Annotated in this window: 29 protein-coding genes; 14 read left to right on the top strand and 15 right to left on the bottom strand. The window is 30.4% G+C overall.

Annotation, left to right across the window (positions count from 1 at the left end; genetic code table 11):
• Positions 1–36 precede the first annotated feature (36 nt).
• Positions 37–2,346: a RelA/SpoT family protein gene (locus tag SIB45_RS03790; RefSeq protein WP_413682144.1), complete on the top strand. Its 2,310-nt coding sequence runs from the start codon at positions 37–39 to the stop codon at positions 2,344–2,346.
• A gap of 18 nt (positions 2,347–2,364) precedes the next feature.
• On the opposite strand, the gene SIB45_RS03785 is transcribed toward SIB45_RS03790, so the two are convergent.
• Positions 2,365–2,808: a DUF2062 domain-containing protein gene (locus tag SIB45_RS03785; RefSeq protein WP_011862235.1), complete on the bottom strand. Its 444-nt coding sequence runs from the start codon at positions 2,806–2,808 to the stop codon at positions 2,365–2,367.
• Positions 2,809–2,874: 66 nt separating this feature from the next.
• Here SIB45_RS03785 and mnmE point away from each other — a divergent pair, with 66 nt between their 5' ends.
• The 4 genes from mnmE (at position 2,875) to SIB45_RS03765 (ending at position 8,153) form a co-directional block, all read left to right on the top strand.
• Positions 2,875–4,257: a tRNA uridine-5-carboxymethylaminomethyl(34) synthesis GTPase MnmE gene (gene mnmE / locus SIB45_RS03780; RefSeq protein ID WP_011862234.1), complete on the top strand. Its 1,383-nt coding sequence runs from the start codon at positions 2,875–2,877 to the stop codon at positions 4,255–4,257.
• 78 nt (positions 4,258–4,335) lie between these two features.
• Positions 4,336–5,202: a carboxylating nicotinate-nucleotide diphosphorylase gene (gene nadC / locus SIB45_RS03775; protein ID WP_011862233.1), complete on the top strand. Its 867-nt coding sequence runs from the start codon at positions 4,336–4,338 to the stop codon at positions 5,200–5,202.
• A gap of 27 nt (positions 5,203–5,229) precedes the next feature.
• A complete protein-coding gene (gene argS, locus SIB45_RS03770) occupies positions 5,230–7,044 on the top strand; it encodes an arginine--tRNA ligase (protein ID WP_011862232.1) in 1,815 nt (604 codons plus the stop codon).
• Positions 7,044–8,153, top strand: a complete 1,110-nt coding sequence (locus tag SIB45_RS03765) for a pyridoxal phosphate-dependent aminotransferase (protein ID WP_011862231.1) — start codon at positions 7,044–7,046, stop codon at positions 8,151–8,153. The genes argS and SIB45_RS03765 overlap by 1 nt, the downstream gene beginning before the upstream one ends.
• On the opposite strand, the gene SIB45_RS03760 is transcribed toward SIB45_RS03765, so the two are convergent.
• From SIB45_RS03760 to prfB, 6 genes are all read right to left on the bottom strand, one after another.
• Entirely contained in the window at positions 8,150–8,875 is a 726-nt protein-coding gene (locus SIB45_RS03760; RefSeq protein ID WP_011862230.1) for an MBL fold metallo-hydrolase, read from the bottom strand. The genes SIB45_RS03765 and SIB45_RS03760 overlap by 4 nt on opposite strands.
• 20 nt (positions 8,876–8,895) lie before the next feature.
• Positions 8,896–9,492, bottom strand: coding sequence for an anthranilate synthase component II (locus SIB45_RS03755; RefSeq protein WP_011862229.1), 597 nt, complete (start codon positions 9,490–9,492; stop codon positions 8,896–8,898).
• 12 nt (positions 9,493–9,504) lie between these two features.
• Positions 9,505–9,915 (bottom strand): diacylglycerol kinase family protein, encoded by a 411-nt coding sequence (locus SIB45_RS03750; RefSeq protein WP_011862228.1) that lies wholly within the window; start codon positions 9,913–9,915, stop codon positions 9,505–9,507.
• Between the two features lie 6 nt (positions 9,916–9,921).
• Positions 9,922–10,461: an rRNA maturation RNase YbeY gene (gene ybeY / locus SIB45_RS03745; RefSeq protein ID WP_011862227.1), complete on the bottom strand. Its 540-nt coding sequence runs from the start codon at positions 10,459–10,461 to the stop codon at positions 9,922–9,924.
• 6 nt (positions 10,462–10,467) lie between these two features.
• Positions 10,468–10,650, bottom strand: a complete 183-nt coding sequence (locus SIB45_RS03740; protein WP_011862226.1) for a DUF3285 domain-containing protein — start codon at positions 10,648–10,650, stop codon at positions 10,468–10,470.
• 3 nt (positions 10,651–10,653) lie between these two features.
• Positions 10,654–11,776, bottom strand: a protein-coding gene (prfB, locus tag SIB45_RS03735; RefSeq protein ID WP_144038811.1) for a peptide chain release factor 2 whose coding sequence is annotated in 2 segments (ribosomal slippage) — positions 10,654–11,700 and positions 11,702–11,776 — 1,122 coding nt in all. Because the reading frame shifts where the segments join, the coding sequence is not laid out codon by codon here.
• Positions 11,777–11,852: 76 nt separating this feature from the next.
• Here prfB and grxC point away from each other — a divergent pair.
• Both grxC and gshB read left to right on the top strand, forming a co-directional pair.
• Positions 11,853–12,107 carry a glutaredoxin 3 gene (grxC, locus tag SIB45_RS03730; protein WP_011862224.1) on the top strand — a complete coding sequence of 85 codons (255 nt, stop codon included), beginning with the start codon at positions 11,853–11,855 and terminating at the stop codon, positions 12,105–12,107.
• Between the two features lie 5 nt (positions 12,108–12,112).
• Complete coding sequence (gene gshB / locus SIB45_RS03725) at positions 12,113–13,036, top strand: glutathione synthase (RefSeq protein WP_011862223.1); 924 nt, start codon at positions 12,113–12,115, stop codon at positions 13,034–13,036.
• Here the strand turns inward: gshB and SIB45_RS03720 are convergent.
• Positions 13,029–14,441, bottom strand: a complete 1,413-nt coding sequence (locus SIB45_RS03720; protein ID WP_011862222.1) for a chorismate-binding protein — start codon at positions 14,439–14,441, stop codon at positions 13,029–13,031. The two genes, gshB and SIB45_RS03720, sit on opposite strands and share 8 nt — an antisense overlap.
• Positions 14,442–14,542: 101 nt before the next feature.
• Between SIB45_RS03720 and menA the strand changes: the two genes are divergently transcribed.
• Genes menA through SIB45_RS03705 form a run of 3 tightly spaced genes read left to right on the top strand, consistent with a single transcriptional unit; the run spans position 14,543 to position 17,621 of the window.
• Complete coding sequence (gene menA, locus SIB45_RS03715) at positions 14,543–15,460, top strand: 2-carboxy-1,4-naphthoquinone phytyltransferase (RefSeq protein WP_011862221.1); 918 nt, start codon at positions 14,543–14,545, stop codon at positions 15,458–15,460.
• Complete coding sequence (locus tag SIB45_RS03710) at positions 15,457–16,422, top strand: o-succinylbenzoate synthase (RefSeq protein WP_011862220.1); 966 nt, start codon at positions 15,457–15,459, stop codon at positions 16,420–16,422. Before menA ends, SIB45_RS03710 begins: the two co-directional genes overlap by 4 nt.
• Positions 16,419–17,621: an AMP-binding protein gene (locus SIB45_RS03705; RefSeq protein WP_011862219.1), complete on the top strand. Its 1,203-nt coding sequence runs from the start codon at positions 16,419–16,421 to the stop codon at positions 17,619–17,621. Before SIB45_RS03710 ends, SIB45_RS03705 begins: the two co-directional genes overlap by 4 nt.
• Before the next feature lie 3 nt (positions 17,622–17,624).
• Here SIB45_RS03705 and SIB45_RS03700 read toward each other — a convergent pair whose 3' ends face one another.
• Both SIB45_RS03700 and SIB45_RS03695 read right to left on the bottom strand, forming a co-directional pair.
• Positions 17,625–18,077: an acyl-CoA thioesterase gene (locus tag SIB45_RS03700; RefSeq protein ID WP_011862218.1), complete on the bottom strand. Its 453-nt coding sequence runs from the start codon at positions 18,075–18,077 to the stop codon at positions 17,625–17,627.
• A 9-nt stretch (positions 18,078–18,086) separates the two neighbouring features.
• Positions 18,087–19,274, bottom strand: coding sequence for an NAD(P)H-quinone oxidoreductase subunit H (locus SIB45_RS03695; protein ID WP_011862217.1), 1,188 nt, complete (start codon positions 19,272–19,274; stop codon positions 18,087–18,089).
• Positions 19,275–19,312: 38 nt separating this feature from the next.
• On the opposite strand from SIB45_RS03695, the gene rsmH reads away from it, so the two are divergent.
• Positions 19,313–20,215, top strand: coding sequence for a 16S rRNA (cytosine(1402)-N(4))-methyltransferase RsmH (gene rsmH, locus SIB45_RS03690; protein ID WP_011862216.1), 903 nt, complete (start codon positions 19,313–19,315; stop codon positions 20,213–20,215).
• Positions 20,216–20,228: 13 nt separating this feature from the next.
• Here rsmH and SIB45_RS03685 read toward each other — a convergent pair whose 3' ends face one another.
• Positions 20,229–21,374: a cysteine desulfurase family protein gene (locus SIB45_RS03685; protein ID WP_011862215.1), complete on the bottom strand. Its 1,146-nt coding sequence runs from the start codon at positions 21,372–21,374 to the stop codon at positions 20,229–20,231.
• 59 nt (positions 21,375–21,433) lie between these two features.
• Between SIB45_RS03685 and SIB45_RS03680 the strand changes: the two genes are divergently transcribed.
• Positions 21,434–22,162: a response regulator transcription factor gene (locus SIB45_RS03680; RefSeq protein WP_011862214.1), complete on the top strand. Its 729-nt coding sequence runs from the start codon at positions 21,434–21,436 to the stop codon at positions 22,160–22,162.
• Positions 22,163–22,166: 4 nt separating this feature from the next.
• On the opposite strand, the gene bchM is transcribed toward SIB45_RS03680, so the two are convergent.
• Positions 22,167–22,865 (bottom strand): magnesium protoporphyrin IX methyltransferase, encoded by a 699-nt coding sequence (gene bchM / locus SIB45_RS03675; protein WP_011862213.1) that lies wholly within the window; start codon positions 22,863–22,865, stop codon positions 22,167–22,169.
• A gap of 134 nt (positions 22,866–22,999) precedes the next feature.
• On the opposite strand from bchM, the gene purE reads away from it, so the two are divergent.
• Complete coding sequence (purE, locus tag SIB45_RS03670; protein WP_011862212.1) at positions 23,000–23,491, top strand: 5-(carboxyamino)imidazole ribonucleotide mutase; 492 nt, start codon at positions 23,000–23,002, stop codon at positions 23,489–23,491.
• A gap of 14 nt (positions 23,492–23,505) precedes the next feature.
• Here purE and cysC read toward each other — a convergent pair whose 3' ends face one another.
• Complete coding sequence (gene cysC, locus SIB45_RS03665; RefSeq protein ID WP_011862211.1) at positions 23,506–24,129, bottom strand: adenylyl-sulfate kinase; 624 nt, start codon at positions 24,127–24,129, stop codon at positions 23,506–23,508.
• 42 nt (positions 24,130–24,171) lie between these two features.
• Positions 24,172–24,483: a translation initiation factor SUI1 gene (locus SIB45_RS03660; RefSeq protein WP_011862210.1), complete on the bottom strand. Its 312-nt coding sequence runs from the start codon at positions 24,481–24,483 to the stop codon at positions 24,172–24,174.
• 48 nt (positions 24,484–24,531) lie between these two features.
• Between SIB45_RS03660 and trpB the strand changes: the two genes are divergently transcribed.
• The gene (gene trpB, locus SIB45_RS03655) at positions 24,532–25,776 is read left to right on the top strand and encodes a tryptophan synthase subunit beta (protein ID WP_011862209.1); all 1,245 of its coding nucleotides are present in this window, start codon (positions 24,532–24,534) and stop codon (positions 25,774–25,776) included.
• On the opposite strand, the gene SIB45_RS03650 is transcribed toward trpB, so the two are convergent.
• Positions 25,777–26,127 carry a rhodanese-like domain-containing protein gene (locus SIB45_RS03650; protein ID WP_011862208.1) on the bottom strand — a complete coding sequence of 117 codons (351 nt, stop codon included), beginning with the start codon at positions 26,125–26,127 and terminating at the stop codon, positions 25,777–25,779.
• Positions 26,128–26,194: the final 67 nt, after the last annotated feature.

The following is a 26,194-nucleotide window of genomic DNA, read 5'->3' as shown; positions in this document are numbered from 1 at the left end:
CTAGACCTAAATAAAATACATCTAAAGCGGTATAAAATGTCCGAGGCAGCTGCAAATTCAAAAGAAAAAAACGAAATTGAAGTTTCCAAAACTATTTTGCCTGAAAATAAAAAATATGAAAGTGAATCTTTGAATTATCAAATAAACATTCCCGATTGGCTTCTTAAAGATATTCATAATTTTGAAAAATCAAATAAAGAAAATGATGAAAATCAAAACCTTATAGTAAAGGCTTTTAAACTTGCTTATAAAGCTCATGATGGACAATTCCGCGCGAGCGGCGAGCCATACATTATCCACTCGGTTGCTGTTGCAAATCTCCTTAAAGAAATAGGTGCTAGTTCATCTGTTATTGCTGCAGGCCTTTTACATGATGTAGTTGAAGATACTGGCATTGATTTATCCGAAATAGAAACAAATTTTGGATTAGAAGTAAAAATACTTGTAGAGGGTGTAACAAAATTAGGCGGCATTCACTTTAACAACAGGACTGAAGCACAAGCTGAAAATCTTAGGAAAATGTTTTTGGCTATGGCCAGCGATATCAGAGTTGTTTTAGTAAAACTTGCAGATCGACTTCATAACATGAGAACAATTGAATGGCTAAATGATGAGAAAAAACTAAGAATAGCGAGAGAAACAAGAGAGATTTATGCGCCATTAGCAAATCGACTAGGAATAAACAGATTTAAATGGGAATTAGAAGATTTAGCTTTTAAATTCCTAGAACCGAAAGAATATCTAGATCTTAAAGATCAAATCGCCGTTAAAAGAAGTGATAGAGAAAAAAGATTAAAAGTAACTTTGAATCTTATGAAGGAAAACTTGATTTCAGCAGGTTTGAAAAATTTTGAAATAACAGGAAGGCCAAAACATCTTTATGGCATCTGGAGCAAAATGGAAAGACAGCAAAAGCATTTTCACGAGATTTATGATGTTGCTGCCCTAAGAATTATCGTGGACAATTCAGATAGTTGTTATAGAGCTTTAGCAGTTGTTCATGATACTTTTAAACCAATTCCAGGTAGATTTAAAGACTATATAGGATTACCAAAGCCCAATGGATATCAGTCCTTACACACTTCTGTGATTGGAAGACATCGACCTATTGAAGTTCAAATTAGAACTACTTCAATGCATCAAATTGCTGAATATGGTATTGCCGCTCATTGGCAATACAAAGAGGGTGGTTCTCCTGCTAAAAGTAATGCCGAGAGATTTAATTGGCTAAGACAATTAGTAGAATGGCAACAAGAAGGCAATGAAAGGGATCATAATGATTACCTAGCTTCAATAAAAGAAGATTTATTTGATGAAGAAGTATTTGTGATCACTCCAAAAGGAGATGTTGTTGGTTTAAGGAAAGGATCTACCGCGATAGATTTCGCCTACAGAATTCATTCTGAAGTTGGAAATCACTGTAATGGAATAAGAATTAATGAAAAGCTTTCTCCATTATCTACAGCACTTCAAAATGGTGACTTCATAGAAATTTTAACAAGTAATAATTCTACTCCAAGCTTGGATTGGCTGAACTTTGTAGTAACGCCAACTGCTAAAAATAGAATTCGCCAATGGTATAAGAAAAGCCATCGTGATGAAACGATTAAAAGAGGTAGAGATTTACTTGAAAAAGAAGTAGGTAAAAACGGTTTTGAAGCATTACTTTCTAGTGAAGCCATGAAAAAAGTTGCAAATCGATGCAATTTAAAAACTACTGAAGACCTTCTTGCATCTCTTGGTTTTGGTGGTTTAACTTTGCATCAAGTATTAAACAGACTAAGAGAAGAAATAAAATTACAGACAGAAGATGTAAAAAATGATTCTGACTCTGAAATAGCAAAATCTCTTAAAAGTAATAATAATTTATCCACTAATCAACCTAATACAGCAGCTAAATCACCAATTTCCGGGATAGAAGGTCTTGATTACAGAATAGGTAAATGCTGTTCCCCACTCCCAGGCGAGGATATTATCGGAACTGTGTCGCTCGGCAACCATGGGATAACTATACATAGGGAAGATTGTGAAAATGTAATACCAATTCCAATAGAGAGAAGATTACCTGTCGGTTGGAATCAAGATAATAAAACTGGCGATAATAAGTTTCCAATTCAGCTACGAATAGAAGTAATTGATCGAGTTGGAGTTCTTAAAGATATTCTTATGCGGTTATCTGATAAAGGTATAAACGTTAGCGATGCCAATGTTAAAACTGCTTATGGTAAACCAGCTATTATAAATCTTTGTGTAGGTCTTGAAAGTTATAATCAACTTCACAAAACAATTGAACAAATTAAATCAATGGCAGATGTTTTAGATATTGCCAGAGTTGGACAAAGTTAATATAAAAAACAGATCAATCTATCTTTTACTTTTTATTTTGTAGATAAAGAAAACAATACTGCCGCAAATCAAAGCTAATAAAATACCTACACAAGATGAACCTAAGAGTAATTTTAGGGAAAAAATTCTACCTTGTTTCCATAAGTCATCAATAACTAAACTTTTTTCAAGAATTTTATTAGAAGGATTATTTAAAAAAATCGAACCAACTCTATAGTTAAAATAATAAAGTGGAATATAAGTAAAAGGGTTGCTAATCCAGGTACCAATTGCAGCTAGAACAATATTTCCCTTAGCTATTTTCGCAAAAAATACCCCCATTAAAGTCTGAAACCCAAAAAAAGGAAAGCAACCACTAAATACCCCTATAGCTAAACCTTTAGCATTAAAGAAAGGACTTCTATTCTGATTCCTAAATAATGATAGAATTTTCTTATAGGTAATATCTCTTTTAAATCTCATTCAGAAAGAAAATCTCAAAATTAAATTCTTGATAATCTTACTTAATTATCCATAACAAAGCGAGAGATGGATTCGATAGTTACTACAGAAGATACGATAGCCGCAATTGCTTCAGCTATAAGTATTGGGAAGGGAGGAGTTGCGATAATAAGAGTATCAGGGAAAGACGCAATAAATTCTTGCAAAAAGATTGTTCAAACTAAATCTAAATATGCATGGGAATCACATAGGGTTTTTCGTGGTTTTATTCAGGAAAATAAACAAAATAAATTTATAGATGAAGTTTTAATTTTAGTGATGAAATCACCAAATAGCTTCACAGGAGAGGATGTCGTTGAACTTCATTGTCATGGCGGGATTATCATAGTAAATAAAGTTTTAAAGATATTATTATCTAGTAATTCTAGAGTTAGAATTGCAAACCCAGGAGAATTTAGTCAAAGAGCTTTTCTTAATGGGAAAATAGACCTTACTCAAGCCGAGTCGATTAATCAATTAATTAATGCAAGCAATACCAGATCAGCAGAGTTAGCCTTTAGCGGAATTCAAGGAGAAATAAAGAAAAAAATTGATGATATTAAAAATGACCTTATAAATCAACTTTGCGAAATAGAAGCGAGAGTTGATTTTGAAGAAGACTTCACAGATTTTGATTACACCAAATATCTAAAAAACATTAAAAAAGTCAAAGAAAAAATAGAATTACTAATTGAAAATGCAAAAAGAAATTCATATATTCACAATGGGATATCCATTGCGCTTATAGGTAAAACAAATGTTGGTAAAAGCTCTTTATTAAATTTGCTTGCAAAAAAAGAGAAAGCAATCGTAACTAATATTCCTGGAACAACTAGAGATGTTATTGAAGTTAATTTAACTATTAATGATATTCCAATGAAAATAATTGATACTGCTGGCATAAGAGAAACTTATGAACAAATTGAAAGTATTGGAATTAAAAAAAGTTTTGGGAAAATAAAAGAGTCAGATTTTATAATTTATATTTATAGTCTTGAAGAAGGATTTAATGAAGAAGACAAAAAAATAATACAAGAAATCCCCAAAGAAAAATTAATTACTATTTTGGGCAATAAAAAAGATTTAATTGATTGCAAAAATATTAATTCAAATGAGCTAAAAAACACAATTCTTATGAGTATTAAGAATAATGATGGTGAAAAATTATTAATAGACACAATCATAAAAAAATGCGGATTAAAACAAGTAGAAAATATTAATATATTTTTAAACGAAAGACATCAAACAAATTTGTCTGCTTGCTTATCTAATTTAAATGATACTGATGAAATAATTGAAAATAAATTGCCATTTGATTTGTTATCAATTGAACTGAGAGATGGAATTCAAAACTTATCTAAAATAACTGGTCAAGAATTAACAGAGGAACTTCTAGATAATATTTTTTCTAAGTTTTGTATTGGCAAATAAATTTGAGTTAAATTACATAGTGATATATAGTTGAATGTCTAACTTCAGTTTAATTTTTATTAATTATTTCTTAGTTTAGTGGATTTAAATACTCCAATAATAAGTAAGATCATTGATAATTGGATCGATGAAGATATAGGCAGAGGAGATCTTACAAGTCCCTCTATTACAAAAGAAAATGGCAATGCATATTGGATTGCTAAAGAGGAGGGAATATTCTGTGGGGTTGAAATTATAAAAGAAATTTTTAGAAAAATTGATTTAAAAATCAGTCCAAAATTTAATATCTCTGATGGAGATAAATTTGTTAAAGATCAAAAACTCTTAGAAATATATGGACCTTCAAAAAGTTTACTCGCTAGTGAAAGGATCAGCTTAAATATAGCAATGCATTTATCTGGAATATCAACATATACAAAGAATCTTACAGATAAATTAGAAGGCACAAATATAAAATTAGCAGATACTAGGAAAACGACTCCTGGCTTAAGAATATTTGAAAAATATGCTTTCAAATGCGGAGGTGGGGTGAATCATAGAATGGGATTATACGATGCTGCTATGATCAAAGAAAATCATATAGCATGGACAGATAATCTTAAAAATGCAGTACAAAAAATTCGGCTAAATTCGCCTTTTACAACTCATATAGTAATTGAAGCTGAGAATATCGAACAAGCAAAAGAAGCAGTATTAGCAGGAGCGGATAGTGTCTTATTAGATGAACTTAGTCCTGAAACAATCAAAAAAAGCGTTCAAGAATTAAGATATTTATCAATTAATAGCTTAAAAAAAGAAGTCAATAAAAATTTGATAATAGAAGTTTCTGGAATAAACCCTCAAGAAATTAGTAAATATCTAATAAAAGGTATTGATTTGATTTCAACAAGTTCTTCAATCACCAAAAGTAATTGGATTGATTTGAGTATGCGTTATATTAATTAATCATATAGATAAATAATTGAATAATTAATGCTAATCATTTTTAAAGAATTAACAAAACAATTTGAACAATCTCTTTTAGATAGTCTTGAAAAAAATGATAAAAAAGGAGAATTCGAAATTCTTAGAAAAAATTTAATTACACAATCATCAAAAGAGGAATTTGGTGATTATCAATGTAATGTTTGTTTAAGTTTATCTAAAATATTTAAAAAGAACCCAAGAGATATTTCTAATGATTTTATTAACCTTTTAAAAAAAAATAAAAGCATAGCAAAATTATGTAAGAGTCTAGAAATAGCTGGACCTGGATTTATAAATATAAAATTAAAAGATGAAGTTCTAATAAATGAAATTATATCAAATATTCAATGCAATAGGGCTGGCATACCTCTAATTAGAAAAGATTTAGATAGGGGTTTGTCTAATAAAGTTATTGTAGATTTTTCTAGTCCTAATATTGCTAAAGAAATGCATGTAGGGCATTTAAGATCAACAATAATAGGTGACTCAATATCTAGAATTTTCGAGTTAAGAGGTTATGAAGTATTAAGACTGAATCATGTTGGTGATTGGGGGACACAATTTGGCATGCTTATTACTCAACTCAAAGATTTATATTCAAATGATCTAGAAGAAATAGGAAAGATCAAGATAAGTGATTTAGTTGAATTTTATAAAGAATCAAAAAAAAGATTTGATAACGAATCTGAATTCCAAAAAAGATCTAGAGAGGAAGTAGTTAAGTTACAAAGTGGAGATATTAAATCGATTAAAGCTTGGAAATTATTATGTGATCAATCAAGGCAAGAATTTGATGAAATCTATAAAAATTTAAAAATAAAAATAGAAGAAAGAGGTGAATCTTTTTATAATCCCTTCTTAAAATCAGTTATTGATGATTTGAATTTAAAAAAAATATTAGTAGAAGATCAAGGAGCAAAATGTGTATTTCTAGATGGGATGACTAATAAAGAAGGCAAACCTTTACCGCTAATTATTCAAAAAAAAGATGGAGGTTTTAATTATGCCACCACAGATCTTGCTGCTATAAGATACAGATTCAATAAACCTCCTAATGGCGATGATGCTTCAAGAATTATTTATGTAACTGATCATGGGCAAGCAAATCATTTTGCTGGAGTTTTTCAAGTTGCAAAAAAAGCAAAATGGATACCAGAAAATTGTCAAGTAGACCATGTCCCTTTTGGGTTAGTTCAAGGAATTGATGGCAAAAAACTAAAGACAAGAGAAGGTGAAACAATACGCCTAAAAGATTTATTAAATGAAGCAGTTAGAAGAGCAAAAGAAGATTTATTGAAAAGATTAGAAGATGAAGATCGATATGAGAACGAAGAGTTTATAGCAAATACTTCAAGAATTATTGGATTTGGAGCTGTTAAGTATGCAGATTTAAGTCAAAATAGGATTACCAATTATCAATTTAGTTTTGATAAAATGCTTTCCCTTAATGGTAATACTGCTCCTTATTTGTTATATACACTTGTAAGAATTTTAGGAATTAAAAGAAAAAATGATTTCGTTTATGACTCTAAAGATTTTCAGTACGTAAATTATGAAAATAAATCTGAGTGGAAACTTATCAGAAAATTACTTAAGTTCGATGAAGTTATAATTTCTATTGAAAAAGACTTAATGCCAAATAGATTATGCAATTATCTGTTCGAGCTATGTCAGACTTTTAATAGATTCTATGATCAAGTTCCAATCCTCAAAGAAGAAAAAAATATAAAAATTTCTAGGCTTAATTTATGTGACCTAACTGCAAAAACACTAAAATTAAGCTTAGAGCTTTTAGGAATTGAAACTTTAGAAAGAATGTAATGAATGATTTTGATCCATTAAATAGTCTTTTCCCAAAACCAAGAGAAGAAATAATAAATATGCAGTCTTACTCTGCACCTTTAGAAAATAGAAGAAATTTACTTCGCTTAGACTTTAATGAAAATACTTTAGGTCCAAGTCCTAAGGTTTTAGAGGCATTACAAGCGATAAAATTAGATGAGATTTCAATTTATCCAGAATATAATTTTTTAAAAAAATTTTTATGTGATAAATATCTTGATTCAAGAAAATTTGGTAATGATGAAATCGGAATTTTCAATGGAGCAGATGCAGCAATAAATGCAATTTTCAATTGCTTTGGAGAAAAAGATCAAATATTTCTAACCACAAATCCAACTTTTGGTTACTATTCTCCTTGTGCAGAAATCCGAGGAATGAAAAAAATAAGTTGTTCCTACATTGGAGAAAATTTTCTATTCCCCATCGAAGAATTTAGGGAAAAAATAATAAAGCATAATCCAAAGTTAATATTTATTTGCAATCCAAATAATCCAACAGGAACTGTTCTAAGCTCCCATGAAATAATTAATTTAGCCAATATCAATAACGATTCATTAATAGTTGTTGATGAACTATATGAAAAATTTAATGGAGATAGTCTTCTTGAATCGATAGATTTTGAAAAGAATAAAAATATACTAATAATACAATCTCTTTCAAAAACTGCAGGTCTAGCTGGTTTAAGAATAGGTTTTACTTTTGGCAATCAAAGTTTAATTAAGTACATTAATAAAATTACAGGCCCATATGATGTAAACAGCTTTGCTATAACAGCTGCATTAGCAGCACTTAAAGACAAATCATATATTGATAATTATGTTTTAGAAGTAAAAAAGGCGAGGGAATGGATTTTAAATAAATTTAAATCAACAAAAATCAGAACTCACTTTAGTGGAGGTAATTATTTCTTAATTTGGCCAAAAAAAGATCCTAGAATTTTAATACAACAGATGAGAGAAAAAGGTATTCTTATTAGAAGTATGGAAAACAAAAAAGATATCGGTAATTCAATAAGGGTTAGTATTGGAACTAAAGAGCAAATGATTTTTTTCTGGGACAATTACGAGATATTAGATTTAAAAAATTAATCGCTGAAAATATAAATTGTATTTTGATCGATTCTTTTAGGTTTTATTTGAAAATCTTTTCCAACATATTTTACTTTAAAATCTTTCATATTTTCAATAAATAAATCAGCATTTGAGAAATCACATTCTTTATTAATTTTTTTGCCGCGTTGAAAGTGAACAGGAATAACTACTTTAGGTTTTAAGATTTTAACTATTTTTGAGGCTTCTTTACCATTGTAAGATTTTATTCCGCCTCCAATTGAAATAAACAATATATCTGGACTAGACAAAATAATTTGACTGTTTATATCAATATCACCAGCAGCTCCTCCCATATGAACAATTTTAAGATCATTCTGCTCCCAACTCCAAACAGTTGCCATCCCAAATCTTCTTCCATCTACTCTGTCATGTGGTACAGAAATTCCATTTAATAAAATATCCTCAAATTGATAGATTCCTGGCTCAACGAACATTAATTGATCATTAAGGTTATATCCTTCATCTGGAAGCCTAGAACTAGCCAAAATAAAATCTACGTTGACTTCTTTTGGCTCCTTTAAATCACTTGTACAACCTATTGCTTTAAAGGGATTTATAAGAATAGATTTATCTGCACTAGTAATTAAAAAACTACTATGTCCCAAACTTTTTATTCCTAAATTCCTTGCCAATAATGAGGTAGGTAAAAAACAGCTAACTAATATCAAAAATAAAAAGTTTTTAATTTGAGAAATCATAATATTAATTTTTTTTTATTTTACTTTTGTTCAGCCATTTTTAGAAAATTACTAATTAATTTATGACCAAATTGCGTCAACACACTTTCAGGATGGAACTGTACTCCATGTAAATGTTTATATTCTTTATGAGATATAGCCATAATTGTTGAGTCTTCTAAAGTCGCAGTTATGTCGAAACATGATGGTAAAGAACTTGAATCAACTATAAGACTATGGTATCTAGTAGCCACAAATGGTGTCTCGATATCTTTAAACAATCCTTTTTGATTATGAAATATTTTGGATGTCTTACCATGCATAAGTTCTTTCCCAACTATAACCTTACCTCCAAAAGCTTGGGCCAAAGCTTGATGACCTAAACAAACACCCAATGTCGGAATATTTTTTGATAATTTTTTTAGAATTGGCAGACAAATTCCAGATTGATCTGGATTACCTGGACCTGGAGATAATAAAATTCCACCAGGATTTAGTTTGATAATTTCTTCTAAATTAATTTCATCATTTCTTTTAACTATTAATTCTTTAGTTATTTCATGCTCAACTGAAAGTTCTCCTAAATATTGAACGAGGTTATAAGTAAAACTATCGTAATTATCAATAACAAGAAACATATTTATATGGATTTAAAATAACAACTTTATTTTAGGAACAAAGATATATACAGCAATAATAACAGAATTAATGGAAGCTAATAATACCGCTCCTGCAGAAGTATCTTTTGAAATTTTAGCCAAAATACTAAATTCTTTTTTAACTACTAAATCAACGATTGACTCAATAGATGTATTCAATATTTCTAATATTAAAACAGACATTATTGTTGTAATCAAAATAACATAATTACTTAGACTAATTTTGAGTAAAAAACCAATTATTAAACTTAAAACTGCAAAAACTAATTGAATTTTAAAATTTCTTGAAGTTTTTAATACGTAACTTATTCCACTAAAAGCATACTTAAAACTTATAAATACATTACTAGAAGTTTTATATGATCCTATTCTATCTTTAAAAGAGTTTATTTTTTTTTCCATACATTTTTAATCTAATTTTTTAATTAAATATTCCTGGAAATTTAACATATTTTCTAAATCATGCTCATTATTATGTTCCCATCCCAAAAGATGTAAAAATCCATGACTAGCCAACCAGATCATCTCTCTATAGATTGAATTTTTATATTCATAAGATTGCTCAAGTGCCATCTCTAATGATATAAATATATCTCCCAACTCTATATGATCTAAATTATTTAGAGATTCATCAGAAATAATTGGAAAAGATAGAACATCAGTTGGACCATTTTTTTGCATCCATTTCTTATTCAAAGAAGCAATTTCTTGATTTGATATTATCTGCAAGCCTAATGAAAAAGATTTTTTTTCAAAAATATAATTTGGTAATTCATAATCCTCTTTTTTTAATATTGTATTTATCCAAGATAAAAAAACTTTCTCCCAAAAAATAGATTCAAAAATAAGATGAGTATTAGTATCTTTTAACTTATTTGAAAATTGAGAGAAATCATTACATTGAAAAACCAAATCTAAACTTATTTCAGAAATAATTTTTTCTTTCATACATTCTTAAACTGGAATATTGGGTTTACCTATTGTGGCCACAAGTATTAATATCCCAATTAAAACTAGAAAGGTTATTGAAAAATGAGAAATACTTTTTGAGCCTTTCCTTACCATATTTCTCATAGCAAGCTTTATAAAGCTTGGAGGAGAAACTTTTTTTTCTAAAATTTCGTTTTTATTTTTCATTAGTTATTCAATAGATTCGTTAGAAGAAATATTCATGCGCAATAATTCATGAATAAATGGTTCAAGTCCACCATCTAAAACACTATCTAACTCGTTAGTCTCCTGCATAGTCCTAAGATCTTTTACCATTTGATAGGGATGGAAAACATAATTTCTTATTTGATTGCCCCATGCAGCTTCAACAATATCACCTTTAATATCAGCGACTTCAGCAGCTCGTTGTTCTTTAGCAATCACTAATAGTTTAGACTTTAGGAGTAACATAGCTTTTTCTTTATTTTGTAATTGAGATCTTTCTTGGGTACATCTTACTGAAATCCCTGAAGGCAAATGAACAATTCTCACTGCTGTTTCTACTTTATTAACATTTTGTCCTCCAGCTCCACCAGATCTACTCGTTGTAATTTCTAAATCTTTTTCAGGTATATCAAGTGAAATATTATCATCTAATTTTGGCATAACCTCTACCCCAGCAAAGCTGGTTTGTCTTTTGCCATTGGCATTAAAAGGAGAAATTCTTACTAATCTATGAGTGCCTTTTTCATGTTGTAAATATCCATATGCATATTTTCCATCAATTTCAAAAGTTACACTTTTGATACCTGCTTCTTCTCCTTGAGATAATTCATTGATGATTAAACTCATTTGATTATTATCAGCCCATCTTGAATACATTCTCAATAAGATCTCTACCCAATCCTGAGCATCTGTTCCACCAGCACCTGCGTTAATAGAAACTACTGCTCCTTCCTTATCGTATTCACCACATAACAATCTTTCAAATTCCCATTTATCTAAATTCTCTCTTAATTTCTTTAGGCCCTGCTTGGATTCCAAAATCATTTCCTCTTCTGGTTCTAAAGAATAAAGTTCAAGAGAGGCATTAGCATCAGAAATAAAAGTTTTCCATTTATCCAACAATTCGAGTTGTGCCTTAACATCATCAAGGATTAACATTTGTTTTTTTGCTTCTTCTTGATTCTCCCAAAATTCAGGCTGAGCAGAAATTTGCTCTAACTCTCTCCTTTTGGCTTTTAATCTTGGAACGTCAAAGACAATCCTGAGCATTACCCAGGCGCTCTGTTAGTTCCGAAAGATCTTTTTTGAAATCTGTAATATCTATCAAAATAGAATTTAATCGTTATTTATAATCTAACAAGCACTTTTGTTTAATAGTATAAACTAAGTATTATTTTAAAAAAATGTCCAAAGTTGAAATTTATACTTGGCAATATTGCCCATTCTGTATTCGAGCAAAATCTCTACTCAAGAAAAAAAATATAATTTTTACAGAATATAAGATTGATGGCGATGAAGATGCCAGAGCATTGATGACTGAAAGAGCTGATGGTAGAAGAACACTACCACAAATATTTATAGATAACGAGGGTATCGGAGGATGCGACGATCTCTACACACTAGAAAATGAAAATAAATTAGACGCATTATTAAACTAGATCTTATGAAATTTCTATTCGTAATAGATCCAATTAAAAATATAAATCCCTTAAAAGATTCATCTGCTGCATTAATGCAAGCATCATCCAAAAAAAATATTGAAATCTGGAGTTGTACGCCTCAAGACCTTGAAGCTAGAGGTGATGAAGTATGGGCATCTTCCGTAAAAGTTGAAGTTAATCCATGGATTTCTTTCAAAGAGAATGAGTGCATCCCTCTCGCCGAATTTAATTGTATTTGGATGAGAAAAGATCCTCCTGTAAATGAGGCTTATTTGTATGCAACCCATCTTTTAGAAGTTGCTGAAAGAAAAGGAGTAAAAGTAATAAACAAACCCTCATCGTTAAGAGCGTGGAATGAAAAGCTAGGTGCTTTAAGATACAGCCACTTAATGGCACCTACAATAGTTGCGAGTAAGGTAAAAGATCTTATTAATTTTGCAAATATAAATAATGAAGTAGTTATAAAACCTTTAGGAGGAAAAGGTGGTCAAGGTGTTATAAGGATAAATAAAAATTCTCCAGGAATTAAATCAATCATAGAATTAATCACTTCTCAAGAAGAATTACCCGTTATGATGCAAAAATTTATTCCTGAAGTCATAGAGGGTGATAAAAGAATAATTATCGTAAACGGAGAAGCAATTGGATCAATAAATAGGATTCCTCAAGGAGGCGATTTTAGAAGTAATTTAGCGATGGGAGGCAAGGCTGAACCCACATTATTAACAGAAAAAGAAAAAAGTATCTGCTCAGAATTATGTCAACACTTCAAAGATGAGGGTTTATTTTTTGTAGGTATTGATGTAATAAATGGAATGCTTAGCGAGATTAATGTAACCAGTCCAACAGGTTTAAGAGAAATAGAAAATTTATCCAATAAAAATGTTTCAGAGGAAGTTATTGAAAAATTAGTAGAAATTATCTAGGGTTTTTAGCGCAAAATATCTGTTTTACTATAGATTCAAATTTTAATTTAATCTCATCTATTTCTTTCTCTAAAACGGAGCCAGAAACTATACCTGAACCTGCAGTAAATTCAATATTTTCTTCAATACATCTTGCGCCTCTTATTGCCAAAAGAAATGAAGCATTGCCTGATGAATCAACCCAACCCATTGGAGAAGCATAATTTCCTCTAGGAAAAGACTCAAGAGTGTTTATCCAATCCAATGCTGCATTTTTTGGGTATCCACAAACAGCTGGAGATGGATGTAAGTTTTTAAGCAATTCAAAAGGACAAATATTTTCAACTTTAGAGAAAATGAGTGTTTGCAAATGAGAAATATCTCCAAATGAATTTACCTTGATATCACTTTTTTTAAAGTTTGTTATTTTTGAAACTTCTAAGGATTTAATCAAATGTTGTATTACATAATTATGTTCCTTTAAGTCTTTAGTACTTTTTAGAAGTTTCTTAAAATTTGAATTAGTAGAGATAGTTCCAGCAAGAGCCTCTAAAGTTAAATTAGGTTTAGAGAAAGAAAATAATTTTTCTGGAGATGCTCCAAACAAAATATCCTTACTATTCCTTTTCCAAACGTATCTACATGTATTTGGTTGCTTCTTTTTAAATCTTTTTAAAATTTCTACTAAATCTAATTTATTTTTAAGTTTTATTTTAATCCTATTCGCTAAAACTATCTTTTCGAGGATATCTTTCTCTACTAATTGAATTCCTTTATTTACTACTTTTTTCATGTTTGTTTTAGAAGTTTCTAAGGAGCGTGAGAAATCATCAATAAAAGGGGAATCAAAACTAGTTTTTAGGCCAGATGATTTTATTAATTCTGAACCAGAATTAATAACTTGATTTCTAATTGTCCATATTTCTTCAATTAATGTTCTTAATGATGATTTACCTTCAACATGACCATTGATTCTTAACCAGCAATTCTTGCCACTTTTAGTAATTAATATTTTTGGCAAAATTGCTTCCAAACTAGGGATATCTGAAGGTAAATTCTTATTATTCAAATTTTCAGAGAAAGAAAATAAATAAATTATTTTTGAAAGTGCAGAATTATGCGATTCATTAGTTAAGTTAATTAAATTTTTAAAATTCTCAGAATTAAACTCTTTTGCTACCTCAAATCTTTTTGGGCCATCCAGAGTAACATATTTACACTTCTCGAAAGCTATATATGAAATGCCATCAGATTCCTCCCAAAATGAAGAAAACGGATATTGATTTATTAACAATTCATAAACTTGAAATAAATCAATACAAGGAATCTCAACACAAATACTTACTAATCCAGAATTTTCTACTTTCTTATCGAAAGAGGAAAATACATCTTTTAAAAAATCTGTTAAGTTTAAATCATTTTTCATTACTTATTGAAAATAACTAAAAATGATGCAATAAAGTAAAAAATGTAACTCAATTTATAAACTACATCCAATAATTATCTAATTTTGCATGTTAATTAAAAATGGACGAAGATAAAAAAAAATTATGGAAAAAAGCAATAAAATGGCCTCTTTATTCTGTGGCCATTCTTCCAGTTTTAATAACAGGGGCTTACTTGCTCAATCAATATGAAGAGGTAAAAATTTATAATTTGATTTCATTTACTTTAGCTGCAATTTTGATATTACTTTGGGAAAATCTAACTAATGATTTATACGACGCAGAAACAGGAATCGATGAATTTAAATTCCATTCAATTGTAAATCTTGTAAAAAATAAAAATATAATTTCATTTATTGCATATACATCTTTAGTTATTGGTTTATTAATAATTTTAATTATTTCAGTATCAACAAGTATAAACATTTTTATTTTGGTGGCAGCTTGCTGCTTCTTAGGATACTTATATCAAGGTCCTCCTTTTAGATTAGGCTATCAAGGTTTAGGAGAACCATTATGCTGGCTTGCATTTGGACCTTTTGCGTACTCTGCAGTCTTAATTGCGTTAAATCCATCTAATATTTACTTTAAAGATATTCCATGGAAAGTTTCTTTATTACTTGGTTCAGGACCTTCCTTGGCAACAACTCTTGTGTTATTTTGTTCTCATTTTCATCAAATTTCTGAAGATAAAAAGCATGGGAAAAATTCCCCTTTAGTTCGCTTAGGGGCAAAAAAAGGTTCTCAATTTGTGCCTTGGATAATTTTTACAATATATATTTTTCAACTTTTCACAATAGTTTATGGATTTATTCCAGTTTTTTGTATCCTTTATTTGCTTAGTTTCCCTCAAGCAAAAAGACTTATAAATTTATTAAAATCTTCGTATGCAAAACCTTCTGCAATAAAAAATTGCAAATTCATCGCAATAAAGTTTCAAACGCTTAATGGAATTGGTTTAATCACAGGATTAATATTTAATTACTTGCTAAATAAATGAACTTAATATTTCAAAAAAAATCTTATAGCTTTAAGTTATCGGCCAAAGTAGAAAATTCTAAAACCAATTACCATACAAAATCGGGTTGGATAATTAAATTAATAAGTAATGATAAAAAAATAGGGTTTGGAGAAGTTTCACCGCTACAAAAAAAAGACTTAAAAAAGTGTGCGAAACAACTAGATATGATCCCTGAGTATATAGAGGAATTTAATTTATCTGAGCAAATAAATATTTTTCACCCATGCATTCAATCTGCAATAAATTCTGCATTAGCTGAGATTAATGGAAAAATAATTTTTAAAGAAAACTACTACTTTGATGAAATTGGTAAAACAGCCATATTGTTAAATCATGAAAATGTAGTTTCAGATCTAAATGATATTAAAAAAAGACATTGTGATATTGGAAAATCATTAACCTTAAAATGGAAAGTAGCACTAAAAAATAACCATGAGGAAGAAGCAAAATTAGAAGAAATTTTAAGCAAAATAGGTAATAATATTAAGTTAAGAATAGATGCTAATGGTTCTTGGGGAAGAGAGATAGCTAATAGATGGGCTGATATTTTAAAAGATAATAAAAATATAGATTGGTTAGAACAACCTCTCTGTGTTGATGATATTGATGGACTGACAGAACTAAACAAAAAAATTCCAATAGCTTTAGACGAATCACTTTTAAAATTTCCAACTTTGATTGATGAGTGGAAGGGTTGGCAAATTAGAAGGCCTTCTCAAGAAAATAATCCAGTTAAGCTTTTAAGAGAATTAGAAAATAAAAAAGCTTTAATATCTATAAGTACCTCATTTGAAACTGGAATAGGAAAGAGATGGCTCCATCATTTATCTTCTCTACAATTACAAGGACCAACACCAAAAGTTCCTGGTTTAGCAATGAATAAATTCCCTAATTCGTTTCTATTTTTAAATGAAGCAAAAACGATATGGGATCAACTATGAAAAATAAAATTCATACTATTGAAGTTGAAAATAACGAAACTCAATCTGTAGAAAAAATTATTGAAAAAATTAGAGATAATAAAATTATTTATGTAAAAAACAAATTTTATGAAGACAAAGATGTATTAGATTCAATTACTGAAAATGGGCCAGCAATTATCTTAAACAGTAGTGGGAGTTCTGGAAAACCGAGACAATGTTTTCACCATTTAAATAATCTTAAATTATCTGCAACTACATCAGGTCAATGGCTAATAGAGCAAGGATTTGAATTACAAAACTGCTTAATTTTAAATACTTTACCCCTGAACCATATAAGTGGATTAATGCCAATTTTTAGAAGTCAAATTTGGGGATGTGATTGTATTAATATTTCTCCGAATTTGATAAAAAAAACTCGAGAACTTTTACTTTTCACAATTAAATTTAAAAAAAACAAAAAACACTTGATTACATCATTAGTACCTACCCAATTACAAAGACTTTTAGCTCAAAAAGATGGAATTAGTTGGCTAAAAATTTTTGATCTAATTTGGGTAGGTGGAGCTTCAATTTCAGACGAAACGGCAGAACAATGTATAAAAGAAAAAATAAAATTAGCACCTTGTTACGGCGCAACTGAAACAGCAGCAATGGTTACGAGTTTAAAACCAAAAGAATTCTTAATGGGTTTTAAAAATGTTGGAGAAATACTACCTGATACAAAAATAAGAATTAACGCACAAGGATTAATCGAAATAAAATCAGCCAGAATTGGAATCGAAATAATAGATTCTTTAAAAACTGAAAATTTCAAAAATAAAAATGGGTGGTGGCAAACAAGTGATTTAGGTGAAATTAAGCAAATCAATAATTCTTACTATTTAAAATTTGTTGGAAGAAGTGATAATGCCTTTAATTCAGGAGGAGAAGTTGTTTTCCCTGAAGTAATTGAATCTAGATTAAATGATTTCATTATGAAAGAAAATATCCCAATTAATAAATTCAATATTGCGAAAGTATCTAACAAATTATGGGGAAATAAAATTAAAGTAATAGTTGAATTTAGAGAACTTACAAATGATAAAAATATTGAAATTTCTTTAAATTTATTAAAAAATTTTTCTCAAAGTTGGCCTAAACATGAAAAGCCTGAAAAGTGGATTGTTAAAAACAAAAATAGCATTACAGAAAAAATAAACTATAAATTTAAAAAATAATATTCAGCATTCTTTTAAATTTGTACTCACATTAGAAGCCTCTATCCATCTTTCTAACTGATCGGGAATTTCTATTTTATTTCTTGAATCAACATCTAAAGAACAGTGTATAATTTTTCCTTCGGCTACTTTATTTCCATTTTTTATAAAAAAGCTATTTACTTGGAACAAATGAGTATTAATTTTATGAGGGGCAATTTTTACTTTTAATAAATCTCCAATTTTTATAGGCGCATTAAAGTTTGCTTCACAATTTACTATTGGAAAAATAATTTGACTTTTACGTATAGAAAAATCTGGAAAAATATCGTTACAAGGGATCCCATAGATTTCAATACTTTCTTCCCAAGCTTCATGCGACCATTTTAATAAGTTATGAAAATGAATTACACCTGCAGAATCACAATCACCAAACCTTACTTTCTTCTGCAATATTAACCAGTCAGAGGGTTTCATTTAAAGAAATTATCTATCAACAGATCCCATAATGACATCTATTGAACCAAGGATTGCCATAATATCAGCGATTTTGGCACCTTTAAGAATATGAGGTAATATTTGCAGATTATTTAAATCAGCTGCTCTGATTTTAAATCTCCATGGGGTAACTTCATTATTTCCTTGAATAAATACACCTATTTCTCCTTTGCCGGACTCTAATCTTGTATATAATTCTCCGTTAGGAATTTTAAAAGTTGGAGCAACCTTCTTAGCTACATATTGATAGTCAATACCAAATATTTCACTTTTCTTATCTTCAGTCGACATTCTTTGAGCTTCTAAATTTTCTGTTGGACCTCCTGGAATCATTTTGCAGGCTTGGCGAATAATGCTTAGTGATTGTCTCATCTCTTCAACTCTTACTCGATATCTCGCATAACAATCTCCCTCTTTTTCCGAAGCTATCTGCCAATCAAAATCGTCATAACATTCATAACTATCGACTTTCCTTAAATCCCAAGAAACTCCAGAAGCTCTAAGCATTGGGCCAGACAAAGACCAATTAATTGCCTGGTCTCTTTGTATTGTTCCTAGACCCTCAATTCTTTTTCTAAAAATTGGATTATTTGTAATTAATTTTTCGTATTCATCTATCTTAGGACCAAACCAATCGCAAAAGTCTATACATTTTTCTAACCATCCGTATGGGAGATCACATGCGACACCGCCTATCCTGAAGAAATTATTATTTATTAGCCTTTGTCCAGTAGCAGCTTCCCAGAGATCATAGATCATCTCTCTTTCTCTAAAAATATAGAAAAATGGAGTTTGAGCTCCTACGTCTGCTAAAAAGGGACCAAGCCATAAAAGATGATTAGCAATTCGATTAAGTTCGAGCATAAGAACTCTGATGTAACTAGCTCTTTTGGGAACTGGAATATTAGCTAATCTTTCAGGAGCATTTACTACAATAGCTTCATAAAACATTCCTGCTGCATAATCCATTCTGCTTACATAAGGGACATACATTACATTTGTTCTATTTTCAGCTATCTTTTCCATTCCTCTATGTAAATATCCAATTACTGGCTCACAATCAATGACATTCTCACCATCAAGAGTTACAACTAACCTTAAAACCCCATGCATTGAAGGATGGTGAGGGCCAAAATTCACCACCATTGGTTCTGTTCTAGTCTCTAGCTGAGCCATTCGAAATTTAACTTCTAAACAAATCTTAGTCGAAAGTTATGCAAACTGACCTATCTGATTCATCTTTTTTCAATCATAAATCAGTTATGACAGATGAGATTATGGCCTCATTAGAGCATTACCCACTTATACATAACAATCAACTTAAGGGAATAGACGCAACTTTAGGCGGAGGCGGGCACTCTTATCATTTATTGAGAAAATATTCGGATTTAAATATAATTGGACTTGATCAAGATCCATTCGCGAGAAAATCAGCATTAAAAAAACTTGATGAGTTTAAAAGTAGGATTGATATAAGGGCTTCAAATTTTGCGGATTTTGTACCAAAAGAAAAAGTTTCTTTTGTGATTGCAGATCTTGGAGTAAATAGTAACCAACTTGATGACCCTAAAAGAGGATTTAGTTTCCAAAAAGATGGTCCGCTTGATATGCGAATGAATCCTTTGCTTGATGTTGATGCAGAGAAATTAATTGAGGTTTTAAATGAAAAAGATCTAGCTAACCTAATCTATAAATATGGAGATGAGAGATTATCAAGAAAGATTGCTAGGAAAATAAAATTAGATTTGAAGGAAAATGGAAAATATTCTGGGACAAAAGAGTTAGCTTACTCTATTGCAGGCTGCTTCCCACCAAAACAAAGATATAAAAAAATACATCCAGCAACAAGAACATTTCAAGCACTAAGAATTGCTGTTAATAAAGAAATTGAAGTATTAGAAAAATTTTTGCAAGTTGTACCTGAATGGCTTTTGCCAGGGGGTATTATTTCTGTTATTAGTTTTCATTCTCTTGAGGACAGGTTAGTTAAAAGTTGTTTTAAGAATGATCAAAGACTAAAAAACCTGACAAAAAAACCAATAACTCCTTCCGAAGAAGAAGTCGAACTTAATAAAAGAGCTAGAAGTGGAAAATTAAGAATTGCTCAATTAAATTAAAAGCCAATAATTTCTATCGTAATGATCTGATTGTATTTGTAAGAATATGAATTGCTTGTTTTATATCTTTTGAATTAGTACTTAATCCAATACTTAACCTTATTGAAGATTCTGCTTCTTTCAGAGATCTACCTAAGGCTAGTAAGACATGAGATGGTTGACCACTACTACATGCAGATCCAGTAGAACAAATTATTTTAGATTTTAAAAGTTTATGAAACTTTGCTCCGTTTAAATCCAATACAGTCAAATTTAAATTATGAGGTAATCTTTTTTCTATTGAGCCATTAATTATTAAACCAGAATTATTTTTTAACAACCCCTCTAAAAGATTATTTCTATAAAAAAGTAATTTCTCAGCATTATTTTTTTGATTAAGAACTGCTATCTCTATTGCTTTAGCAAAGCCAACTACTAGAGGAAGAGGTAATGTGCCAGACCTAAGACCATATTCCTGACCTCCTCCAACAATTAAAGGCTCAAGATTAATTTCTTCATCAATCAAAAGAAGTCCTATCCCTTTAGGACCATATATTTTGTGAGAACTAATCGTTATCATATTTACGTCTGATAAAAGATTGTCTAACTCGATATAACCTAAACATTGTGCGAAATCAGAGTGCAAAGTTATTCCCCTCGATTTACATATCTTTGAAATATTCTCTAGAGGCTGAATAACTCCAATTTCGTTATTTGCCAACATGACACTAACCAGAAATGTATCTTCTCTTATATTTTTTTTGAATTGTTCTTCTGAAATTAAGCCATCTTTCTCAGGATTAATTTCTGTAACCATAAATCCCTCTTTTTTAAGTTGGTTAAGGGGCTCCAAAACAGCTTTATGCTCTGTTTTTAAGGTAATAATATGTCCATAATTTCCTGTTTTTTTATAGAAATTTCTAGCAAAACCTAATAAGGCTAAGTTATTAGATTCAGTTGCCCCACTTGTAAAAATAACTTTTTTATTCTTAAGAAATAAACTTTGTTCTATTTTTTCTCTTGAGGCTTCCAATATAGCGCTTGCGTTAATCCCAGCCAAATTAGATTTATTTGCAGGGTTAGAAAATATCTCACTCCAAAAAGGTTTCATAGAATCAACGACATCTTTAGAGCAAGGAGTCGAAGATTGATAGTCTAGTAGTATGGGAGTTGATAGCATTATGTTTAGTATATAAAATTCTATTTATTACTAGAAAATCAAATTAAAGAATTAAAAAAATGAATGAAATTAATCTAATAAATAATGAACCTGTAAGAAAATCAAGAATTTTATTAGTTGATGATGAGCCTGGTTTAAGAACAGCTGTTAAAACATTTCTAGAAGATGAAGGCTTTGAAATATTTATTGCAGTTGATGGAGAGGATGGTTGGGAAAAAGCTCAAACAGTCTTCCCCGATTTGATAATTAGTGATGTTATGATGCCTCGAGCCAACGGTTATGCTTTACTAGAAAAAATTAGAGAGGATGAAAAATTAGGAGGAACTCCAGTTATTTTTCTAACTGCAAAAGGAATGACCCTAGACAGAACAGAAGGTTATCTTGCAGGAGTTGATGATTATATTTCCAAACCTTTCGATCCCGATGAATTGGCTGCAAGAGTCAAAAATGTAATCAACAGACAAGAACGCTTATTAAAAGAAGCGGCACGATTCGCAGATATTGACGTAAGCAAAATGGCAAAACAAATTACTGAAATAAAATCTATGCTCACAGACCAAAACCAGGCTAATCCAGAAAATAAAATAAATCTTCCTAGTTTTACTCCAAGAGAAGCAAGTGTACTTCAACTAGTAGCAGAGGGGCTGATGAACAAGGAAATTGCAAGGCAGCTTGAAACATCTATTAGAAATGTTGAGAAATATGTAAGTAGACTTTTTATTAAGACAGGTACGTCTAGCAGAACCGAATTAGTTCGTTATGCACTTGAAAATCATTTAGTAAAATGAACTATTAAATTTTTTCGAATTCAATTAGTTTTGAGAAATAAAAAGGAGCTTGATTTAATTTCTTTTTAACCACTTTAAATCCTTTTTCTTTAGCAGCATTAATAATACCCTTTTCTTTCAATGTATATGCTCTTGTAGTTTTACTTGGCCCAGGAAATAATTTCCCAATATTTTTTAGAACAGCAAGAACTGGAGTATAAGGAGCAAAGCTAACGATTAGTTTTTCTTTGCTTAAATCGCATAGATGTTGAACCATTTCTTCTGCGACCGGTTGAGGATAATGAATAAATACATCCAAACAAACTACAACATCAAATAATCCTTTTAATTTTTCCAGATCACAGACTTCATATTTGATTTTACCTTGATTCAAACCTAATTCATTAATGCGTTTCTTTGTTTCTTTAATCATTTCAGAAGAAATATCGCTCACCTGTAGTTCTTTTATACCAAGTCTTAGTAAAGGTATGGAAAGACTTCCTACACCACAGCCTGCATCACAATAACTTTTTTTTGTTAGTTCAGGATAATTTTTGATATACGAGACTACATCATCTACAGTTTTTTGATGACCTTTCCTAATATTTTTCTGAACTGTATTAATTTCATCAGATTTGCTATAAATTTTATTCCATCTTTCAAAGCCAGTACCATTAAAATACTCCCTAACTTCACTTTTTTCGATAATTTTATTTGACGTCATAATATTCTTTGAAAATTTATTCTTTTTATACTAACTAACTGGCGCCAAATTAATTGCACGCCATTATAGGAAAGAATTGATTTGTTATTTTGTCAAAATTTAATTCTAAAGATATTTATAAAATTGCTGTCGTGATGGGTAGTGATTCAGATCTTAAAACATTGAAACCAGCTATCAATATTTTAAAAGAATTTGGAATAAAAACTGAAGTTTGTATACTTTCTGCTCATCGAACTCCTATTGAAATGATGGAATATGCAAAAAATGCAGAATCAGAAAACATAAAAGTAATAATTGCCGGTGCTGGTGGTGCTGCTCATCTTCCAGGAATGCTGGCATCCATAACTTGTATTCCTATTATTGGAGTACCAGTAGAAAGTAAGACACTTAAGGGGATTGATTCTCTTTTATCAATAGTTCAAATGCCCGCTGGGATTCCAGTTGCAACAGTTGCAATTAATGGAGCTCAGAATGCTGGATTATTAGCAATAGAGATGATCAGTTTATTTGATGCATCCATAAAGAAAACTTTAAAAGAATTCAGAGAAAATCTACATACACAGGTAAGAACTAAAAATAGTAAGTTATCAACTATTGGACCTGACAATTATCTTCAAAATAAATGAAGTAATTTTTTTTATTAGGCCTTTTTAAGAAAGTTTTCTTTTTTAAGGTAGTTAATAACTTTCTCAACGGAATCATTTAAATCTAACGAACCTGTATCAACAACAATTTCGGGATTATGAGGAGCTTCATATGGACTAGAAATCCCTGTAAATTCCTTAATTTCGCCCAAACGAGCTTTCTTATAAAGACCTTTAGTATCCCTATTCTCACAAACTGTGATATCTGCAGCACAATAAACTTCAATAAAATCTTGAGATCCAATAATTTTTCTCACCTTATCTCTATCGCTAATAAATGGTGAAACGAATGCTGTAATAGTTATTATCCCAGCATTCATAAATAGATTCGCAACTTCTCCAATTCTTCTTATATTTTCTTCTCTATCTTCATCCGAAAACCCAAGATCTTTGCATAAACCGTGTCTAATATTATCTCCATCCAACACGTAAGTCGAAAAACCATCTAAGTGTAAAACTTCATTTAAAGCGTTAGCTAAAGTACTTTTACCAGAGCCAGATAAACCTGTAAACCATATAACCATACCTTTATGACCTCTCATTTTCTCTAACTTTTCTCTATCAATAGTTAAATTGTGCCACTTTATATTGGTTGACTTTGTTTGATCTTGTTCTTTCATTGTTTGGACTATCAAAATTAAAAACCTATCCTAACCCTTGCTTCATAAATTATGAAATCCCTCTTTACGAAGAAACTCAATTGATTTCGATACCATATCACCCTGTAACTGGATATTTTTATCAATCAATGTTCCTCCAGTCCCACAAAAAACTTTAATTTTTTTTAGTAATTCTTTTAATAAGATTTCATCCTCAGCGTCTAAACCTCGAATTAAAGTTACAGTCTTTCCCTTTTTACCTTTTTTTTGTTTTGAAATATTTATTTTTAATTTTTTATTAACGGTATCTACTTTAGCTGTTTCTTGTGATTTTTTTTCTTGATTATCAAATTCGATCCAATTCTTTTTTCCCATTATTTTCAATATAATCTATAGTTAGTTAATACTTATTCTATAGAAAAAGTGGTAAGTACATTTTCTCGCAAAGATCAGAATTATAAAAATGACGATTTAAATCAACCCTCTAAAGAGGGAAGATTTGGAAAATATGGTGGTCAATATGTTCCTGAAACGCTAATGCCTGCTCTTTTTGAGCTTGAAACAGCTGCATCTAATGCATGGAAAGATAAACTTTTTGTAGAAGAATTAAATCATCTCCTTAAGACTTATGTAGGAAGAGAAACACCACTTTATGAAGCCAAAAGACTTACTGAACATTACAAAACTAAACAAGCAACCCCTAGAATATGGCTTAAAAGGGAAGATTTAAATCATACTGGGGCTCACAAAATTAATAATGCCCTCGGACAAGCTTTACTTGCAATAAGAATGGGCAAAAAAAGAATAATTGCAGAAACTGGAGCAGGTCAGCACGGAGTTGCTACGGCTACTGTTTGTGCGAGATTTGGCTTGAAATGTATTATCTACATGGGTGCTGAAGATATAAAAAGGCAATCCCTTAACGTTTTCAGAATGAAACTTCTAGGAGCTGAAGTTAAAGTTGTAAATTCTGGAACTGCAACACTTAAGGATGCCACTAGTGAAGCCATTAGAGATTGGGTTTCTAATGTCGAAACCACACACTACATTTTAGGATCTGTTGCCGGCCCACACCCTTTCCCAAAGATTGTGCGAGATTTTCATGCAGTTATAGGTGAAGAAACTAAAAAACAATGTTTAGAATCATTTGGCTCTTTTCCCGATATTTTGCTTGCTTGTGTAGGTGGGGGATCAAATGCAATGGGGCTTTTCCATCCTTTTGTTAAAGAAACTTCTGTGCGTCTTATTGGAGTTGAAGCCGCAGGAAGCGGAGTTGATACTGACAAACATGCTGCCACAATCACTAAAGGTTCAGTTGGAATTTTGCATGGATCAATGAGTCTTCTCTTGCAAGATGATAATGGTCAAGTACAAGAAGCTCACTCAATAAGTGCAGGTTTAGATTACCCTGGAGTAGGACCTGAACATAGCCATTTAAAAGAAATAGGTAGAGCAGAATATGGATCAGTCACAGATCAAGAAGCTTTAGACGCTTTAAAACTTGTTAGTGAACTAGAAGGAATTATTCCTGCACTTGAAACTTCCCATGCCTTTGCTTGGTTAGATAAATTATGCCCTACTCTTGAAAAAGATACTCATATAGTTATCAATTGCTCTGGAAGAGGCGACAAAGATGTTAATACTGTTGCATCTTCATTAGATATTTAATCAATACCTTGGTATTGATGGGTCAATATATCTACTCCATCCATCAATACCCTCCTCCAAATTCCATATTTCGCTCACAATATTATTATCCAAGCACCATTGTGAAAAGTTATAACTTCTTATTCCTGCATGACAGGTAACTACAATTTCTCTACCTAATAAACCAGCGAATATTTCTTCAACATATTCAGATGTAACTTTACTAATTGGTATATGTAAAAATTCTTTTGAGAAACGAGCTAGTTCAAGCTCTGACTGCTCTCTTACATCAATCAAGACTGGATCTTCTTTCTCAGAATTAAACCAATCATTTAGACTAGAAGCATTTATAGATTTTGGATAACTTCCCAATTTATAGGATAAATTATGTGTTATTTACAATTTAATAAATTAAGTTGCAATAGGAAGTTTATTGTTA

The sequence above is a fragment of the Prochlorococcus sp. MIT 1304 genome, assembly GCF_047305015.1.
Classification (GTDB): Bacteria; Cyanobacteriota; Cyanobacteriia; order PCC-6307; family Cyanobiaceae; genus Prochlorococcus_A; species Prochlorococcus_A marinus_E.
The sequence above is the reverse complement of the archived record's forward strand: the minus strand, read 5'-3'. Positions and strand labels throughout refer to the sequence as shown.

Bases quoted from the DNA above. Each gene is read 5' to 3' on its own strand.
- SIB45_RS03790 (WP_413682144.1), top strand. From the start codon at position 37: ATGTCCGAGGCAGCTGCAAATTCAAAAGAAAAAAACGAAATTGAAGTT.
- SIB45_RS03785 (WP_011862235.1), bottom strand. From the start codon at position 2,808: ATGAGATTTAAAAGAGATATTACCTATAAGAAAATTCTATCATTATTT.
- mnmE (WP_011862234.1), top strand. From the start codon at position 2,875: ATGGATTCGATAGTTACTACAGAAGATACGATAGCCGCAATTGCTTCA.
- argS (WP_011862232.1), top strand. From the start codon at position 5,230: ATGCTAATCATTTTTAAAGAATTAACAAAACAATTTGAACAATCTCTT.
- SIB45_RS03765 (WP_011862231.1), top strand. From the start codon at position 7,044: ATGAATGATTTTGATCCATTAAATAGTCTTTTCCCAAAACCAAGAGAA.
- SIB45_RS03760 (WP_011862230.1), bottom strand. From the start codon at position 8,875: ATGATTTCTCAAATTAAAAACTTTTTATTTTTGATATTAGTTAGCTGT.
- SIB45_RS03755 (WP_011862229.1), bottom strand. From the start codon at position 9,492: ATGTTTCTTGTTATTGATAATTACGATAGTTTTACTTATAACCTCGTT.
- SIB45_RS03750 (WP_011862228.1), bottom strand. From the start codon at position 9,915: ATGGAAAAAAAAATAAACTCTTTTAAAGATAGAATAGGATCATATAAA.
- ybeY (WP_011862227.1), bottom strand. From the start codon at position 10,461: ATGAAAGAAAAAATTATTTCTGAAATAAGTTTAGATTTGGTTTTTCAA.
- SIB45_RS03740 (WP_011862226.1), bottom strand. From the start codon at position 10,650: ATGAAAAATAAAAACGAAATTTTAGAAAAAAAAGTTTCTCCTCCAAGC.
- grxC (WP_011862224.1), top strand. From the start codon at position 11,853: ATGTCCAAAGTTGAAATTTATACTTGGCAATATTGCCCATTCTGTATT.
- gshB (WP_011862223.1), top strand. From the start codon at position 12,113: ATGAAATTTCTATTCGTAATAGATCCAATTAAAAATATAAATCCCTTA.
- SIB45_RS03720 (WP_011862222.1), bottom strand. From the start codon at position 14,441: ATGAAAAATGATTTAAACTTAACAGATTTTTTAAAAGATGTATTTTCC.
- menA (WP_011862221.1), top strand. From the start codon at position 14,543: ATGGACGAAGATAAAAAAAAATTATGGAAAAAAGCAATAAAATGGCCT.
- SIB45_RS03710 (WP_011862220.1), top strand. From the start codon at position 15,457: ATGAACTTAATATTTCAAAAAAAATCTTATAGCTTTAAGTTATCGGCC.
- SIB45_RS03705 (WP_011862219.1), top strand. From the start codon at position 16,419: ATGAAAAATAAAATTCATACTATTGAAGTTGAAAATAACGAAACTCAA.
- SIB45_RS03700 (WP_011862218.1), bottom strand. From the start codon at position 18,077: ATGAAACCCTCTGACTGGTTAATATTGCAGAAGAAAGTAAGGTTTGGT.
- SIB45_RS03695 (WP_011862217.1), bottom strand. From the start codon at position 19,274: ATGGCTCAGCTAGAGACTAGAACAGAACCAATGGTGGTGAATTTTGGC.
- rsmH (WP_011862216.1), top strand. From the start codon at position 19,313: ATGCAAACTGACCTATCTGATTCATCTTTTTTCAATCATAAATCAGTT.
- SIB45_RS03685 (WP_011862215.1), bottom strand. From the start codon at position 21,374: ATGCTATCAACTCCCATACTACTAGACTATCAATCTTCGACTCCTTGC.
- SIB45_RS03680 (WP_011862214.1), top strand. From the start codon at position 21,434: ATGAATGAAATTAATCTAATAAATAATGAACCTGTAAGAAAATCAAGA.
- bchM (WP_011862213.1), bottom strand. From the start codon at position 22,865: ATGACGTCAAATAAAATTATCGAAAAAAGTGAAGTTAGGGAGTATTTT.
- purE (WP_011862212.1), top strand. From the start codon at position 23,000: ATGGGTAGTGATTCAGATCTTAAAACATTGAAACCAGCTATCAATATT.
- cysC (WP_011862211.1), bottom strand. From the start codon at position 24,129: ATGAAAGAACAAGATCAAACAAAGTCAACCAATATAAAGTGGCACAAT.
- SIB45_RS03660 (WP_011862210.1), bottom strand. From the start codon at position 24,483: ATGGGAAAAAAGAATTGGATCGAATTTGATAATCAAGAAAAAAAATCA.